General features: G+C 58.0%; 9 protein-coding genes. 1 reads left to right on the plus strand and 8 read right to left on the minus strand.

Annotated features, from left to right (window positions below):
- Nucleotides 1-435: 435 nt before the first annotated feature.
- The 3 genes from GN234_RS22560 to GN234_RS22570 form a co-directional block, all read right to left on the minus strand.
- Nucleotides 436-966 (minus strand): hypothetical protein, encoded by a 531-nt coding sequence (locus GN234_RS22560; RefSeq protein ID WP_176689103.1) that lies wholly within the window; start codon nucleotides 964-966, stop codon nucleotides 436-438.
- 208 nt (nucleotides 967-1,174) lie between these two features.
- Complete coding sequence (glyA, locus tag GN234_RS22565; protein ID WP_058544066.1) at nucleotides 1,175-2,428, minus strand: serine hydroxymethyltransferase; 1,254 nt, start codon at nucleotides 2,426-2,428, stop codon at nucleotides 1,175-1,177.
- Between the two features lie 222 nt (nucleotides 2,429-2,650).
- Nucleotides 2,651-6,499, minus strand: coding sequence for a sensor domain-containing protein (locus GN234_RS22570; RefSeq protein ID WP_176689104.1), 3,849 nt, complete (start codon nucleotides 6,497-6,499; stop codon nucleotides 2,651-2,653).
- Between the two features lie 271 nt (nucleotides 6,500-6,770).
- Between GN234_RS22570 and ettA the strand changes: the two genes are divergently transcribed.
- Nucleotides 6,771-8,435, plus strand: coding sequence for an energy-dependent translational throttle protein EttA (gene ettA, locus GN234_RS22575; protein WP_018601028.1), 1,665 nt, complete (start codon nucleotides 6,771-6,773; stop codon nucleotides 8,433-8,435).
- Nucleotides 8,436-8,612: 177 nt separating this feature from the next.
- Here ettA and lanM read toward each other — a convergent pair whose 3' ends face one another.
- The 5 genes from lanM to GN234_RS22600 all read right to left on the minus strand — a co-directional run bounded on the left by lanM (nucleotide 8,613) and on the right by GN234_RS22600 (nucleotide 15,339).
- A complete protein-coding gene (lanM, locus tag GN234_RS22580; RefSeq protein ID WP_176689105.1) occupies nucleotides 8,613-11,687 on the minus strand; it encodes a type 2 lanthipeptide synthetase LanM in 3,075 nt (1,024 codons plus the stop codon).
- Nucleotides 11,688-11,771: 84 nt separating this feature from the next.
- Nucleotides 11,772-11,930, minus strand: a complete 159-nt coding sequence (locus tag GN234_RS22585) for a hypothetical protein (RefSeq protein WP_162893868.1) — start codon at nucleotides 11,928-11,930, stop codon at nucleotides 11,772-11,774.
- A 533-nt stretch (nucleotides 11,931-12,463) separates the two neighbouring features.
- Nucleotides 12,464-12,955 (minus strand): GreA/GreB family elongation factor, encoded by a 492-nt coding sequence (locus GN234_RS22590; protein ID WP_109756394.1) that lies wholly within the window; start codon nucleotides 12,953-12,955, stop codon nucleotides 12,464-12,466.
- 70 nt (nucleotides 12,956-13,025) lie between these two features.
- Nucleotides 13,026-13,382, minus strand: coding sequence for a hypothetical protein (locus GN234_RS22595; protein WP_109756393.1), 357 nt, complete (start codon nucleotides 13,380-13,382; stop codon nucleotides 13,026-13,028).
- A 103-nt stretch (nucleotides 13,383-13,485) separates the two neighbouring features.
- Complete coding sequence (locus GN234_RS22600; RefSeq protein WP_176689106.1) at nucleotides 13,486-15,339, minus strand: Lnb N-terminal periplasmic domain-containing protein; 1,854 nt, start codon at nucleotides 15,337-15,339, stop codon at nucleotides 13,486-13,488.
- Nucleotides 15,340-15,374 lie beyond the last annotated feature (35 nt).

Here is a 15,374-nt window from a genome sequence, read left to right on the forward strand (position 1 = left end):
CGTCAGGACTTCATTATTGTGGTCTTACCGGTTTGTCCAGTGCAGGCACAGTCTAGGCGCTGTTTTTGCGGGTATGCAAGCTTGATTGTGATGATTTGGCTTTACCGGTCTTACCAGTTGTGGTGAAAGCCTTGAGCTTGAGCCTTTTTCCGGCCGGAAAAAATTTTGCCGCCAGATGCCTACGCAAATAGTGAGGAGAGAACACAAGACTGTGGCGCAATGCTGTTCACTTAAGGATTGCTTGATTCATTGTGGCGAGGGGATTTATCCCCGCTGGGCTGCGCAGCAGCCCTGACCCGGCCACTGTGGTGTGCCAGGTGAATCGCATTCAAGCTTTTGGGGCTGCTGCGCAGCCCAACGGGGATAAATCCCCTCGCCACAGGGGATAGATGGGTTGTCCCTGTCTTACATTAAAATGTTCTACGGGTATTTTGTTCAGAGAATACTCAGAATGAACGTCGCTTTTGACTGTTCTTCCGTCTCGGCAAGATAGAGATAAGGCGAACCTCGCAGTCTTAATCCCCCCACATGTTTTTTATTGGCGGTCATGAGCGAAATGCGGGTGTGGCCGGATTTGATATTTTTCGGCGTGATGACATTCTGTTGAAAGTCGATAAGGGTGAAAAGAGTCGGCTTTTTAGTATTGGGATCCTTTGCACCAAGTACTTCGAACCAGCTTTTACTGAGCACTTTGTTGTAGTGCTCGCCAGTGTTTTTTAGGGTCAGGAGATAGCCATTCGCGGTATGCCGGAAGTGCAACCGCAAGGGTTCACCGCGCGTCCTCGGATCTTCGGCGCGCATGCCAAGCAGGTGTGAATGATCCTGGGTCTGGGGTTTGCCGGTATAAAAACCACCGCTGAAAGAGCTGACGGTCGCCAGCGCGGGTTTGCCATGCAGCCTTTCCAGTAGATTGACGTGAGCGCTAAACATATCAAGTGTTGCATGAAAGGAATTTTCACTGTCCATGTGAATATTGACTCCTGTAGTTGTTGATTAAATTTTGGATGGGGCGAACTGGATCTTATTGAGTTGTTAATCCCTTGTGGGGCTGTCTGTATTACAGGAGGTTAAATGCTGGCTGGCGTTAGTTGTTTGGTCGTATGTTTTACAACGCCAATAAAAAAGGCCCGCATCTTTCGATGCGGGCCTTTTTGGTTACGTTTTGGCGAGCTGATTAAGCGCCGTACACCGGCAGCTTCTTGCAGATAGCCTTGACCTTCTCACGCACGGCGTCGATCACCGCTTCGTTGTTCAGGTCTGCCAGGATGTCGCAGATCCAGCCGGCCAGTTCCTTGCACTCGGCTTCCTTGAAGCCGCGAGTGGTCACGGCCGGGGTGCCGAAACGCAGGCCCGAGGTGACGAACGGGGAGCGTGGGTCGTTTGGCACCGAGTTCTTGTTCACGGTGATGAACGCCTTGCCCAGCGCCGCATCGGCGTCTTTTCCGGAGATCTCTTGCTTGATCAGCGAGAGCAGGAACAGGTGGTTCTCGGTACCGCCGGACACCACGTCGAAGCCGCGTTCGATGAACACGCCGGCCATGGCCTTGGCGTTTTTCACCACTTGCTGCTGGTAAGCCTTGAACTCAGGTTGCAGGGCTTCCTTGAAGCAGATCGCCTTGGCAGCGATCACGTGCTCCAGTGGGCCACCCTGGGCGCCTGGGAAGACAGCGGAGTTCAGCTTCTTCTCGATATCGGCGTTGGCGCGAGCCAGGATCAGGCCGCCACGTGGACCGCGCAGGGTCTTGTGGGTGGTGGTAGTGACCACGTCGGCGAATGGCACCGGGTTCGGGTAGACGCCAGCGGCGACCAGGCCGGCCACGTGAGCCATGTCGACGAACAGGTAGGCACCGACCTTGTCGGCGATCTCGCGAAAGCGCGGGAAGTCGAGGACCTGGGAGTAGGCGGAGAAACCGGCCACGATCATTTTCGGCTTGTGTTCCAGCGCCAGGCGCTCGACTTCGTCGTAGTCGATCAGGCCGTTGCCGTCGATGCCGTACTGGATGGCGTTGTACAGCTTGCCGGAGGAGGAAACGCTGGCGCCGTGGGTCAGGTGACCGCCGTGGGCCAGGCTCATGCCCAGGATGGTGTCACCGGCCGACAGCAGCGCCAGGTACACGGCGGCGTTGGCTTGGGAGCCTGCGTGCGGCTGGACGTTGGCGTAATCGGCGCCGAACAGTTGCTTGGCGCGGTCGATGGCCAGTTGCTCGACCACGTCGACATACTCGCAACCACCGTAGTAGCGCTTGCCCGGATAGCCTTCGGCGTACTTGTTGGTCAGTACCGAGCCTTGAGCTTCCATCACCGCGGGGCTGGTGTAGTTTTCCGAAGCGATCAGCTCAATGTGCTCTTCCTGGCGCTGAGCTTCTTGCTCCATGGCGGCAAAGAGATCGGCGTCGTACTTGGCAATAGTCAAATCACGGCTGAACATGGCGGTCCTCAAGGATCGGGGGCAGAAAAGGGGGGCATTCTAACCCAACCGGTTTTGGAAGGCATATGAAAGGACATCATGTCGCGGACGAATGGGTTTCACGCAACAGGGGTGTCACCTGTGCAGGCCCTATCGCGGGCAAGCCTTGCTCCGACAGAAGTCTGCGTTCCCCTGTGGGAGCAAGGCTTGCCCGCGATAGGGCGGCCCAGATGGTACAAGGCCTCAGTCGAGCATGAACAACGCATCATTGCTGAACTGCGCTTCAAACCGGTTGGCCGGCATCGGCCGACCGAACAGGTAGCCCTGGACTTCGTCGCAGCCGTGTTCGCGCAAAAAGTCCAATTGCTCGTGGGTCTCGACCCCTTCGGCGATTACCGCCAGGTTGAGGCTGTGGGCCATGGCGATGATCGCCCGGGCGATCTGTGCATCCTGCTCGCCGGACGGCAGGCCGTCGACAAACGTGCGGTCGATCTTCAGCACGTCGATGGGGAATTGCTTGAGGTAATTGAGCGAGGAATAACCGGTGCCGAAGTCATCCACGGCGATGCTCAGTCCCAGGTTTTTCAAGCCGGCCAGAATCTGCATCGCCTCGCTGACTTCGCGCATCAGGATACTTTCGGTCAGTTCCAGCTCCAGGCAGGCCGGCGGCAGGCCGGTGCTGCGCAGGATATTGGCGATGCGCGTGCCCAATTGGCCGTCGGAGAACTGCCGGGCGGAAATGTTGACCGAGACCTTTGGCACCCGGACCTTGGCCTGGTGCCACGTCCTGAGCTGCCGACAGGCTTCGGTGATGACCCAGTCGCCGACGTCCACTACCAGCCCGAGTTCTTCGAGTACCGGGATGAAGTCTCCCGGCGGCACCAGGCCGCGACGTGGATGGCGCCAGCGCAGCAGCGCTTCGGCGCCGGTCAAACGTTTGCCATCGCCGCTGAACTGCGGCTGGTAGTACAACACGAACTCGTTCTGTTCCAGGGCGTGGCGCAAATCGCTTTCCAGTTCCAGGCGCTCCAGGGCGCTGGCGTTCATGTCGGCCTGATAGAACTGGAAGTTGTTCTTGCCGCGTTCCTTGGCGTGGTACATGGCCGTGTCGGCGTTTTTCATCAACTGGCTCAGTTCACTGCCATCCTGGGGACTCAGGGCGATGCCGATACTGGCGGTGACGAAGAACTCCCGGCCTTCGAGCACGAATGGCCGGACCAGGCTGGCGAGGATCTGCTCGGCCACGGTAATGGCCCGGTTCAGCGCCATTTCGCGGCTGGCGCGCGGCTGCAGCAACAGGGTGAATTCGTCGCCGCCCATGCGCGCCACGGTATCGTCGTCGGCGACACAACCGAGCAGGCGCGTGGCCATTTCCTTGAGCATCCGGTCACCGGCGGCGTGACCCAGGGAGTCGTTGATGGGCTTGAAGCGGTCCAGGTCGAGGAACATCAGCACCACCCAGGTCTTCTGCCGCTCGGCCGATTGCAGCGCGGTGTGCAGGCGATCCTGGAACAGCGTGCGGTTGGGTAGGTGAGTCAGGGCGTCGTAATAGGCCAGGCGATGAATGCGTTGCTCGCTGGCCTTGCGTTCGCTGATGTCGCTGAAAAAACACACATAGCTGGCCAGGTCGCCTTCGTCATCGAGCACGGCGGTGATGCCGACCCAGGCCGGGTAATGCTCGCCATTGCGACGCTTGAGCCAGACTTCGCCTTCCCAGGTGCTGTGCTGTTGCAGTTGCTTGAGCACGTAGCGCAGGTGGGCTTCCTGCTGCTCGTCCACGGTCAGCATGTTGGGCAACTGGTCCAGCACTTGCGACACGGCATAACCGCTGACGCGACTGAAGGCTTCGTTGGCCTGGACAATGTAGCCCGCCGGGTCGGTGATCAGGATTGCCGAAGTCGAATGCTCGAATACCGTGGCGGCCATGCGCAGGTCTTTTTCGGCGCGACGCTGCTGGCTGATGTCGCGGCCGACGCCGAGCACGCCTTCGAACGCGCCGCTTTCATCCCACACCAGCACCAGCCGCAACTCGATGGGGATCTTGCGCCCGTCGGCACGCAGGCAGTCGAACAGGAACAGCTGGGTCTGCATCTGGTTGCGCAGCTCGGCCAGTTGTTCGGGCTTGTCGAGGGCCTTGCTGACCCGGTCCATCAGGCTGTAGATGCCGGTCAGTTGTTGCGGATTGGCGATGATCGATTGCCAGCCGTTCTGGAAAATCCAGTCGGCGGTGTAGCCCAGCACCGCTTGCACCGACGGGCTGACATAGTTGAGCGAAAGCTTGTTGTCGGTGGAGAAGATCACGTCGCTGATGCTTTCGGCGAGCATCCGGTAGCGTTGCTCGCTGTCGCGCAGCGATTCGCTGGCCTCGATCTGCTCTGTGACGTCCTTGGCCACGCCGATGATGCGTGTCACCTGGTCGTGCCGGTCCCGGGCCAGGGCCTGTTCACGGATGTCGAAGCAGCGCCATCTGCCATTGCGATGACGAAAGCGCAGCTGGCATTGCAACAGTTGCGTGTACCCGCCCCGGCGCTGTTCCTGGCGCAGGTTGTGGTAGTGATCGGCGTCTTCGCTGTGCAGCAGGATTTCCCAGAAGTACTCGCCCATCTGGTGCAGTTCGGTGCGGTCGTATCCCAGGGTCTGGCCCAGGTGATGGTTGCTGAAGATCATCCGCTGGCTGATGACGTCCTGCACATAGAGATGATCCGGCACGGTGCGCACCACGTCGGACCAGAAACCCTCGCGTTCGAGCAGCGAGAGTTCGATCAGCTTGCGGCTGGTGATGTCACTGATGCTCAGGATGACCGCGTTGTAGTCGTGCTGTTTTTCCGGCAGGCGCAAGACCAGCCACAGGTGCTGGTCGCGGCCATGGGCGTCCTGGAGCTTGATTTCCAGTTCCAGTTGCTTGTGTTGGTCGAGCAGTGCTTCGAGCAGCTTCGAACCAACGGGGTTGTGTTCCTGCGCACCCTTGCCGACCAGCAGTTGCCAGGCCTGGTCGCAGGAGTCGACGTTGAGCAGTTTCAACGCCATCTGGTTGACTTCGGTGACGTGAACTTCCTGGCGCAATTGTTCGAGTTGATGAGAGGTTTTCATCCAGGCGCGCAGTTGATCGCCATTGTGCAGGCCGGCCCGCTCAAAAAAGGCCTTGAGCCCCGACAGGTCGAGCACACACAGGGCTACGCCGGTGCCTTCGAAAATGTCCTGGTAGCGCCGCCGACCTTCATGCAACTGTCGCTGCCGCCGGCGCATGTTCAACAGCGCGATCACTGGCAACAACGAAAACGCCAGGCCCAGCAGGCATTTGCCGATGAAGGCCGGCAGCAGTTGCTCGAGCACCTGGCGACGGTCGAACAGCCCCCGCAACTGCCAGTCGCTGCTGCTCAGGGGGATGGTCAGTACGGTGTTCTCCAGGTCATCCGGCGACAAATGGGTAGGGCTGCTCGAGGGCAGGCTTTCGTCGCGGCTGATGATCTGCTGGTTGAGACGGTTTTCCACCAGCCACAGCGGGCGCAGCCCCACATCGGCCTGCTTGGTCAGGGTCGAGAAAAAGCTCGGCGTCAGGCGCAGGGCCCAGTAGCCACGGCTGCTACCGCTGGCCTGGTGCAGCAATAGATGCACCACGGAGCCGTCTTCGGCATTGCTGAAATAATGTGCCTGGGCCCGGCTACGTCGCACCAGCTCACCCAGGTAATCGGCGTCGTGACTGCCGGCGTCGCTGTCACTGAGCACTCGGCCGGAGGGGCTCAGCAGTGCCAGGCTGCGCAATTCAGGGAGCGATTGCTGGAGTTTGCGAACCAGGGCCCGCTGTTCGTCGGCTGTTTGTGGTTGTTCGACGATCGGTAGCAGGTTAAGGGCGATTTGCGCGTTCAGGGCCATGTTCAGGCTGACCTGCGCGGCGAGATCGGCGGTGTAGTCGATGGTGTATTGGCGTTGTTGCTGCTGGGTTTCGCGCAGTTGGTCGAGCAATTGCCAGAACAGCAACCCGAGCAATAGCAGCACGAGGGTGGCCAGCGCGCCCTTCAATGTCCCGCGCAGGGGCGAGCCAGGCACGACAGCGGGTGCGCGAGGGGACAGGGGCGGCGTGACGTTGGACAAGCTGTAATCCTGCGGTTTGCTGGACTGGCGCGACGTGCACTATAAGCCGGACGCCCGAAGGGCGGCTAGCATGCCTTGACTTGTGGCAAAGTGCCAGCCCCTGGCGGCTGGACCTTGACCGACGGTTGAGGTAGCTTTGCCGATCAAACAAGAGCGTTCCAGCTCCAGATCCCCAGGCTCTATCCGCCCGCAGGCATTGATGACCGTCAAGTGCCGGCGCCGCGCATGGCCTGGCTCGTTCTTTTCACCTGTCACTGACGCTAGGTTCACCATGGCTCAATACGTCTTCACCATGCATCGGCTGAGCAAAGTTGTTCCGCCGAAGCGGGAAATCCTGAAAAACATTTCACTGTCCTTCTTCCCCGGCGCCAAGATCGGCGTACTGGGCCTCAACGGCTCGGGTAAATCCACGCTGCTGAAAATCATGGCCGGCGTCGATAACGAATTCGACGGCGAAGCCCGGCCAATGCCGGACCTGAATATCGGTTACCTGCCGCAGGAACCTCAGTTGGACCCGAGCAAGACCGTTCGCGAAGTGGTCGAGGAAGCGGTCAGTGTGATCAAGGACGCCCAGGCGCGCCTCGACGAGGTCTATGCCGCCTACGCCGACCCGGATGCCGACTTCGACAAGCTGGCCGCCGAACAGGCCAAGCTCGAAGCGATCCTGCAGGCCAGCGACGGCCACAACCTGGACCGCCAGCTGGAAGTCGCCGCCGATGCGCTGCGCCTGCCGGCCTGGGACGCGAAGGTCGAGCACTTGTCCGGCGGTGAGAAGCGCCGCGTGGCCTTGTGCCGCCTGCTCCTGTCGGCTCCGGACATGCTGCTGCTCGACGAACCAACCAACCACCTGGACGCCGATTCCGTCGCCTGGCTCGAACACTTCCTGCACGACTTCCCAGGTACCGTGGTCGCGATCACGCACGACCGTTACTTCCTGGACAACGTCGCCGGCTGGATCCTGGAGCTCGACCGTGGTGCAGGCATTCCGTATGAGGGCAATTATTCGGGCTGGCTGGAAGCCAAGTCCGATCGTCTGGCCCAGGAATCCAAGCAGCAGTCGGCCCATGAAAAAGCCATGAAGGAAGAACTGGAATGGGTGCGCAAAGGCGCCAAGGCCCGTCAGTCCAAATCCAAGGCACGCCTGCAACGCTTCGAGGAAATGCAGTCCCAGGAATTCCAGAAGCGCAGCGAAACCAACGAGATCTATATCCCGGCCGGTCCGCGCCTGGGTGACAAGGTCATCGAGTTCAAGAACGTCACCAAGGGCTATGGCGATCGCGTGCTGATCGACAACCTGTCGTTCTCCATGCCCAAAGGCGCCATCGTCGGTGTGATCGGTGGTAACGGTGCGGGTAAATCCACGCTGTTCCGCATGTTGATGGGCAAGGAAACCCCGGATTCGGGCAGCATCGAAATCGGTGAAACCGTGCAACTGGCCTGCGTCGACCAGAGCCGCGAAGACCTGGACGGCAGCAAGACCGTGTTCCAGCAGATCTCCGACGGCTCCGACCAGATCCGTATCGGCAACTATGAAATCCCGTCGCGCACTTATGTGGGCCGCTTCAACTTCAAGGGCGGCGACCAGCAGAAGTTCGTCAAGGACCTGTCCGGTGGTGAGCGTGGTCGCTTGCACCTGGCGCTGACCCTGAAGGAGGGCGGTAACGTCCTGCTGCTCGACGAACCGTCCAACGACCTCGACGTCGAAACCCTGCGTTCCCTGGAAGAAGCCCTGCTGGACTTCCCGGGCGCCGCCATTGTGATCTCCCACGATCGGTGGTTCCTCGACCGCGTGGCGACTCACATCCTGGCGTACGAAGACGACTCGCAAGCGGTGTTCTTCGAAGGCAACTACACCGAGTACGAAGCCGATCGCAAGAAGCGCCTTGGCGAAGCGGCTGCCCAGCCGCATCGCGTACGGCACAAGAAACTGGCCTGATTCGGTCAGTTGCATAAAAAAACGGAGCCTTCGAAAGGCTCCGTTTTTTTATGGCCGCCGCAAATATTCCCTGTGGGAGCGGGCTTGCTCGCGAAGGCGTCGGATCAGCAAGCATTGTGGTTGACTGACCCAGCGCTTTCGCGAGCAAGCCCGCTCCCACAAGGTATGTGGCTGTTTTTATCCCGTGGACTGCTTCGCAAAATCGAGCGAAAGAATATTCGGAAGGGTCGGATCCATCTCGTACAGCAAGGCATAGCCTGCACCGGTTATTCCAGTCAACAGACTGACATCGGGCACCCGATCGCTGTCGAGATAGGGCCCTTCGAAAAACTGCCGGGAGACATCCTCAAGTGCTTTTCTGACTCTGCTGATGCCCTCAGGATTATCCGAGTGCCGATACAGGTCATACAGGCAGAGCAGATTGCCAAAATCGCCATGACAAAGGTTGTAGCCATCGCCAAACCCGTGTTGCCAGAGATTGTTTTCGCACCGCTGTATATCGTCGAGCACTGTCTGCCGGGTCGCTTCGTCCAGGGCGTCCCCCATCGACTCCATGAGCTGTCGCCTGGCGATGAGGATACCGCCGTCGCCGTGGCACCATTTGGACGCATGGTCCAGCGGCCCGAGGTTGCGCAGGTCCAGCCAGAAACCATCCCGACTCAAGCGGTTTTCTCCCTCGAGCACCTGGACGGCCAGGGGCACCAGGGTCACGTCGCCGGTCACCTCATAGGCTTTGCACAATGCATGGATGACACCCGAGAGGCCGTGGGACAAGCCTGTCAAAATGACGGAGCGCTCATCACGTCGCAGAAGCTGGCCGTCTTCAATCAGGATTTGGCTCTTTATGTAGTCGACCATGCGTTGGATCGCCGGCCGCACATCCTCTTGCGCAGAGAGTGCATGGATATTGGCCAGCAGTGTCACAGCACCACAACAACCGCCCAGGAAGTCGAAATCATAGTCTTCAGGAGGCACTTCAATCAGTTGGGTCAGCAGGCCAGCAATTTTCTCATCATGCCTGGCGTCCCCAGTGATCTGGCGACGATTGATGAGCAGATAGAGGTAAGCCCCCAGTCCGTGATACGCGCTGACAGTCAAATCGGTTTTGAAAAAGCCGAAGCGTTGTTCCAGTGAGTCCAGGACCTGATCCATGCGTGACAGAAAGTGTGGTTTGCCGCTCACCTTGAACAGGCTCAGATAAAACAGGCCAATCCCGGCGATACCGGAGTACAGCCCGTGATCCATTGGCGACGGATATTTTCTCTGAGTCGTGGGGTGTGTATGGAAAGACAGCCAGCTTACATCCTCTACTGCGCCCACTATTGCGAGTTCCTCGAGGCGGGTGCTGATCCTCAGGATCGCGTCGAGGGGCTCCTTTTCAAGGTTCGCCAGGGGCTGCTCGATACGCGATGGAAGATGTCCATTCTGTTCTGGGAACAAACAGATTTCGAGCAAGGTGCGTTGCAAGGCCCAGTCTTTGCGAGACAGGTTGGCTATTTTCTGTAGGCAGCTTTCTAGCGGGGGCTCCACGGCTGCCATCGGTATTGTTTCACCCTGTGCGCTCGTAAAATAGTTGGCGTTCAGCGGCATGGTAAAGCACGGAATGCTGGACCTTTGCAGGTCGGCTATTTCATAGCGGGGAATGCCCTTTTCCCGATAGGGTTCTTTCAAATCCTTCCACAAGGTCGCGAGCAGAAGTTCTCTGTCGAGCATGTTTTGCATGAAGCGTGGGTGGCGGATCAGCCCGATGAAATCAGCGTAGCGCTGAGAGTTTTTCAGCAACACCCGGGTCGACAGTTCGCCTGCGGCTTGTTCAAGCCTTTGCATGATCGCGTGCCGATGAACCATGAGTCTGCCATAGGCATATTCAAAGCCTTGGAGAAGCTCTGCTTTATAAGCTTCGGGCCCCTTGCGCTCACCCTGCAAAAGAGGCAGGTGTTTTTGCGTCAGGTGGTGTTCGAATTCAACTTTACGCAGATGGTAAAAGCCACTGTCGAAAATCAGGGAATTGCGGGTCGAGATGAATAGAGCTTGCCGGGTCAGACCGCTTTGGTCGTTTTTGGACTGTTGTGAAAAGGGTACGAAGCCGCTGGAACATATCGACCGCTGGACCAATTTAAAGCTATTGGACAGTGCGCAGCCAGCGGGAAGGTCAGTGAGCAGGTCGCTGGTGGAGGCCGTGAACAAACACTCGAGGTCAATCATGACCGGACTGTTGCCGCACGCGATAATGTTTTCGTAGTGAAAGTCGATCCCATTCAACGCATGGATGATGGCTATTTGTGCCCCCAATTTTTCATAGAACAGTCCAACCTCCGCTTCGCTGTCACAAGGCAGGTTGTCGATTTTTTCTACCCAGCTATGTCGCTCGCGGCTGAGGATCCTTGGGGTGTGGATGGAAAAACAATCCGCACCTGTCCACTCATGCAATTGTCCAAGAAGACGATAGAAAAAAATCGCCTCCCGGTTTGCTCTTGGCTTGTAGACCAATGAAGTCGTGCTGATTTTGACTTGGCAAACCGTTTCGCCGCGACCATGGGGGTCACCCAGGCCAAGCTCGATAGCCTCGATTTTCCGGGATGGGATCGAAAATTCCCGCTCCAGCGCTTCCGCATCGTCGGCGAAGTTGTGAATGACTGCATAAAGGTAATGGAGGGTGTCTTCCAGCAGGTCAAACAGCAGTGTCGCCAGCACTGGGTAGGATTCGAAGAATTTCAGCAGCGGCAATGTGTGCAGATGCTCATTGAATCCGTTCAGGTCAATGTCATCACCGTTCGCAATTCGTGTATTCAAATAATGGACCAGGCTTTGTTCTGCCGTGCGTCCAACCCGGGCCAGGACATAGCGTTCAAGGCTTGCAAACAAAGCGGGTTCATCAATGTGCGTTGACGCATTCAAATAGCGCTCATCGGCCTTGAAGGTGTCGACGAAATAAAGAAAAAAACGATAGCTGAACCAATAAAAATTATCCGTGCCGCCTGAGCTTTCTTTTTCAATGCTAATGCTATCGAGGCGAGCAAGTTTATCCTTGAGGGTGTTCAAGGCGGTTTCGCCATCGGCGGGCAAGCACTGCTGGTTGATAGGCTCCTTGATATAAGATACCAGTTGTTCCCTGTTCAACCCAAAGTGATTCAGCAAGGTTTGGTCGTCAGCATGCAGACGGGTCAGGTTGTTTTCAAAAAGGGCGATGTCGCCTTCGGAAGAACCTCTGTGCTTCCCTCGCTGATCCAACTTCAAAGCGTTAACAAGCATGCCGTAGCTCCTGGCATGGATAGAGCAGGCGATGCCTGCTCTATGTTTATAAGTGTTGCCTGTGTGATGATTGGTTAACTGGGGTTAACACATGATTGTCGAGCATTCGAGGTTGGTGCACGTTCCAAAAGTATTGCATTCCATCGTGGTTGCCAGCATTCCCCCAATGTTGTTGGCGGGCGCTTGGTAAGCGTCGAATTCGAGATGGAAGTCGCCGGACATGTTCAGGATTTTTTCGCTCATGGTATTTCCTCATCAATTATTAAACATCACGTACAGTAATCTGCGGTCAATCGGAGCCGATCAGTGCGCCCGAACTGTAGGATGTGAAATGAAGTTTTTTATGAATGGGATTAGGGATGTTAAAAGTCGTGTTGCATGGACGACTTTGAAAGGGTGGGATTTAGCACAAAAGAGCGGTGCACCCTATGGTGCCGCACTCGACAATGGTCAGCGCTGCTGACTCAATGCCAAGACTGTTAACTTGTCGGTAGGACATGAAGTCACCGTCGAAGTCACCTGACATTGCCAGTATTTGTTCGCTCATTATGTTTCTCCTCTTTTGTTGTTATGCACCTGTTGGGGTGCGGGAAAAACAGTAGCATGCTCCTGATTTGACACCAACTTGTCGTTATGACCTTATGTTGCGGTTACATGTTGCTACAGGCATGTAACCTACTGTCATCACCTTCTAGTGATAGAGCTTTTAGAACGCCGATCCTGTTGGTGATGAGAGTGGTTTGCAATGTTTTATCGGTGCACTTAATGACAGTCGCTTAATCAAGCTCTATCGCAATGATTTCAATGGCGAGATTCCCCACCGGTCGCTCCCAGATCACCTCATCCCCGACCTTCGCTCCCAGTAACGCTCGCCCCAGCGGCGAGCCCCAGTTGATCAGTCCGCTGGCCGCATCGGCCTGGTCTTCACCGACCAGTTGCACCCGCTGTTCATGATCATGCTCGTCGACGAAGGTCACCCAATGTCCGATCCGCACCTGATCCATTGATGTCGGTACAACGACCTGCGCACTCTGCAAACGCTGGTTGAAGTAGCGCAGGTCGCGTTCAATGTCGGCGATGCGTTGTTTGTCTGCTTGATCGCCTTTGGCCGCGTGTTGGCCATGTAGCGCTTGTAACTGGGCGACGCGGGCCTGCAACTGGGCAAGTCCCGAAGGGGTCACGTAGTTGGGTTGCGCACTGACCTGGCGTTCGACCGGCTGGTCGGCCTGGGCTGCGGCGTTGTCTTCGTTGACGAAAGCGCGACTCATGGTGTTCTCCTCTATTGGAGTTTGGGCCATGGTCGCAGGGTTTTGGTTTCGATGAATGTCTGTACGCGACTCACTGCGAGCGATAAGCCCGGGCGGCGTCTTGGTCTTTCTGTTGCTGCCAGGCCCGTTCACGTTCGTCCCAATGGCGTTCGCGATAGGCATTACGCTCTTCGCTCTCGCGCATGGCCTGGCACTGACGGAAACCATCGCTCCAGCCTTCGGCGTAGCGCGGGTCCTTGAGGTAGCGCGGTACGTCTTTCCTGAACTGGCCGGTGATCACTCCCGCCGCTTGCCGGCCACTGCTGCAACCATCGTCGTAGCCGTCGGCGAACGCAGGTGGATAACCCCGGGCGATCAAGTCTTCGTGGGTGGTTTCACAGCCACCGAGCAACATCAACATACCCAGGACCACTGCCACACGCTTCATTCCGCTTTTCCGCCGATTCCCGCTCATACAAGAAGTCTAGGAGTGAATTCGTCAGAAAGGCGTGAAAGGCCGGTGATTAATCCGTTCGTTGCACGCGCCGTTGTCAGTAGTGGTACCACTTCACCTCAAGCATCACCTCGTTCTCCGGCGAGGCCAACTGGCTGAATTCCCGCTGGGCGCTCAGGCGCAGGCCGAGGTTGCGGGACAATTCCCACTGCTGATTCAGGCTCAGACTACGGCGCACTTCGCCGTTGACGAAATAATCGCCCTTGGCTTCCAGGCTCAGGTTGCCCAGGGGAATTTTCCACAGCACACCGCTGTTGAAGCCGGCAGCCGGGGCGATGAATTGGGCGAAGTCATTGTTGTGCTCGACTCGCACCGTGCCCAGGGCAAAGCCCAGCACATCTTCACCCAGCGCCCAGGTGCCGCCCGCGCCGCCATTGACGTGACTGACCAGGGTTTCATCGTCGTGTTTGCCCGGTACCCGCTCCAGGCCGCCGGTGACCTGCCAGGACAGTGGCTGCAGCAACTCATTGCGCGGCGTCAGCGAGCGAATGGTTGCCAGGTCGAGTTGCTGCACCTGCCAATCATTGCCTTCGTACTGGCGCAGTTTCAATTGCAGGATCTCGATCTGCGCGCCCAAGGGGAAACTCTCGGCGTTGTCATTGAGGTCGTGGTAGGCCATGCGCAAGCCATATTCGCCGAACGCCCGGTCGCCCCGCGTGCCGAGGCCGGCCTGCCAGGTGCGTGATTCATGACCGTCCTCGGGCAGGCCCGGTTGCGGGATTTCGAGTTCTGGCGCGGGGTTCTGGTTGATCGCCCGTAACAGTTCGAAGCTGCGCTGGGCGCGTTGCGGATCGCGTTCCTGGCCATTGGCGCGATAGCGTTCCAGGCGATAGGCCGCATCGATGATCAGCGCCTGGCGTTCGCGCGCCAGCGCTTTGAATCCAGGCGTTTGCAGTTGTTGCTGGTCGGCGCTGACTTTCAGTACCCATTGCTGCTCATCGTCGCTGAGCGGCTCGGCGCGGCTGAGCAGTTCCCGTTCCCGGGACGGTCGATACTGGATGCTTTCCACCAACCCGGCTTCTTTCACTGCCTTGACGGTGTCGGTGGGAATCGCCGTCAGTGGGAATTGTTCGGTCAGGCGCAGGCTGGGACGGGCCACTTGCAGCAGCTCGAGCAGGCGATAAGAGCAGTTTTCGTCGAAGAAGAAATAGTCGAACTGGATCTGCTTGAGTTCCCAGACGTGCTCGACCATGCGCTCGGTTTCCGCCTGGCTCAGGTTCAGGTGGTATTCCCACAGGTCGCGGTTCTCCAGGCTACGGTACTCGGAGAGTTTTTCCTGGTATGGCACCAGGGCGAAGAGGCCGGGATAGCCCCCCATCAGGCCTTTCCAGGCGTAAAGGATGCTGTTGTCCGAACCTTCGATGTAGGCGCCGAAATTGATCGCATAGCTGAGCAGGGCGGTCTTGTCGCTTTGCACGTCGGCCTGGTCGATGCGCAGCAGGGTATGGCCGAACATCGAGGACGGGCTGTTCAGGTAGGCGGCGGGAAAGATCATCACCGCGCTGTGGGGCGACACGTCCTTGAACCACTGGTTGAATTCGCTGCAATCGACGGTCGGCAGGTCGGTCAGGTTGAGCTGCGCCTTGAGCCAGCGCGTTCGCGCCGGGTACACGCACTGGGCATGCTGCTGGCCGGCGCTGGCAGGGCCATAGAGGGCTCGCAGCGTGGCGGTCAGTTCTCGGTCAGGATGTTGATTGCCGTCGGGGGCGAGGAAGAATTTTTTGTCGCTGATATAGCTGCGCCAGCCACCCAGTTTGGCGGTTTCGTAGTGGCCCAGGGAAATCCAGAAGCGGTCATTGGCCAGTTGCTGCAAACGTTGAGGATCGACATGAGGCGCGGCGGACAGCGGGGCGCACACACAGAGCGCCAGCCAGGCAAGGCGTTTGAGCATAGTCGGCTACTTGGAAAGTCGAAAAAAAAGACCGA

Source organism: Pseudomonas bijieensis (assembly GCF_013347965.1).
GTDB lineage: Bacteria > Pseudomonadota > Gammaproteobacteria > Pseudomonadales > Pseudomonadaceae > Aquipseudomonas > Aquipseudomonas bijieensis.

What these genes read in the sequence shown, in the direction of transcription:
- GN234_RS22560 (WP_176689103.1), bottom strand. Translation starts at nt 966, where the DNA reads ATGGACAGTGAAAATTCCTTTCATGCAACACTTGATATGTTTAGCGCT.
- glyA (WP_058544066.1), bottom strand. Translation starts at nt 2,428, where the DNA reads ATGTTCAGCCGTGATTTGACTATTGCCAAGTACGACGCCGATCTCTTT.
- ettA (WP_018601028.1), top strand. Translation starts at nt 6,771, where the DNA reads ATGGCTCAATACGTCTTCACCATGCATCGGCTGAGCAAAGTTGTTCCG.
- lanM (WP_176689105.1), bottom strand. Translation starts at nt 11,687, where the DNA reads ATGCTTGTTAACGCTTTGAAGTTGGATCAGCGAGGGAAGCACAGAGGT.
- GN234_RS22585 (WP_162893868.1), bottom strand. Translation starts at nt 11,930, where the DNA reads ATGAGCGAAAAAATCCTGAACATGTCCGGCGACTTCCATCTCGAATTC.
- GN234_RS22590 (WP_109756394.1), bottom strand. Translation starts at nt 12,955, where the DNA reads ATGAGTCGCGCTTTCGTCAACGAAGACAACGCCGCAGCCCAGGCCGAC.
- GN234_RS22595 (WP_109756393.1), bottom strand. Translation starts at nt 13,382, where the DNA reads ATGAAGCGTGTGGCAGTGGTCCTGGGTATGTTGATGTTGCTCGGTGGC.
- GN234_RS22600 (WP_176689106.1), bottom strand. Translation starts at nt 15,339, where the DNA reads ATGCTCAAACGCCTTGCCTGGCTGGCGCTCTGTGTGTGCGCCCCGCTG.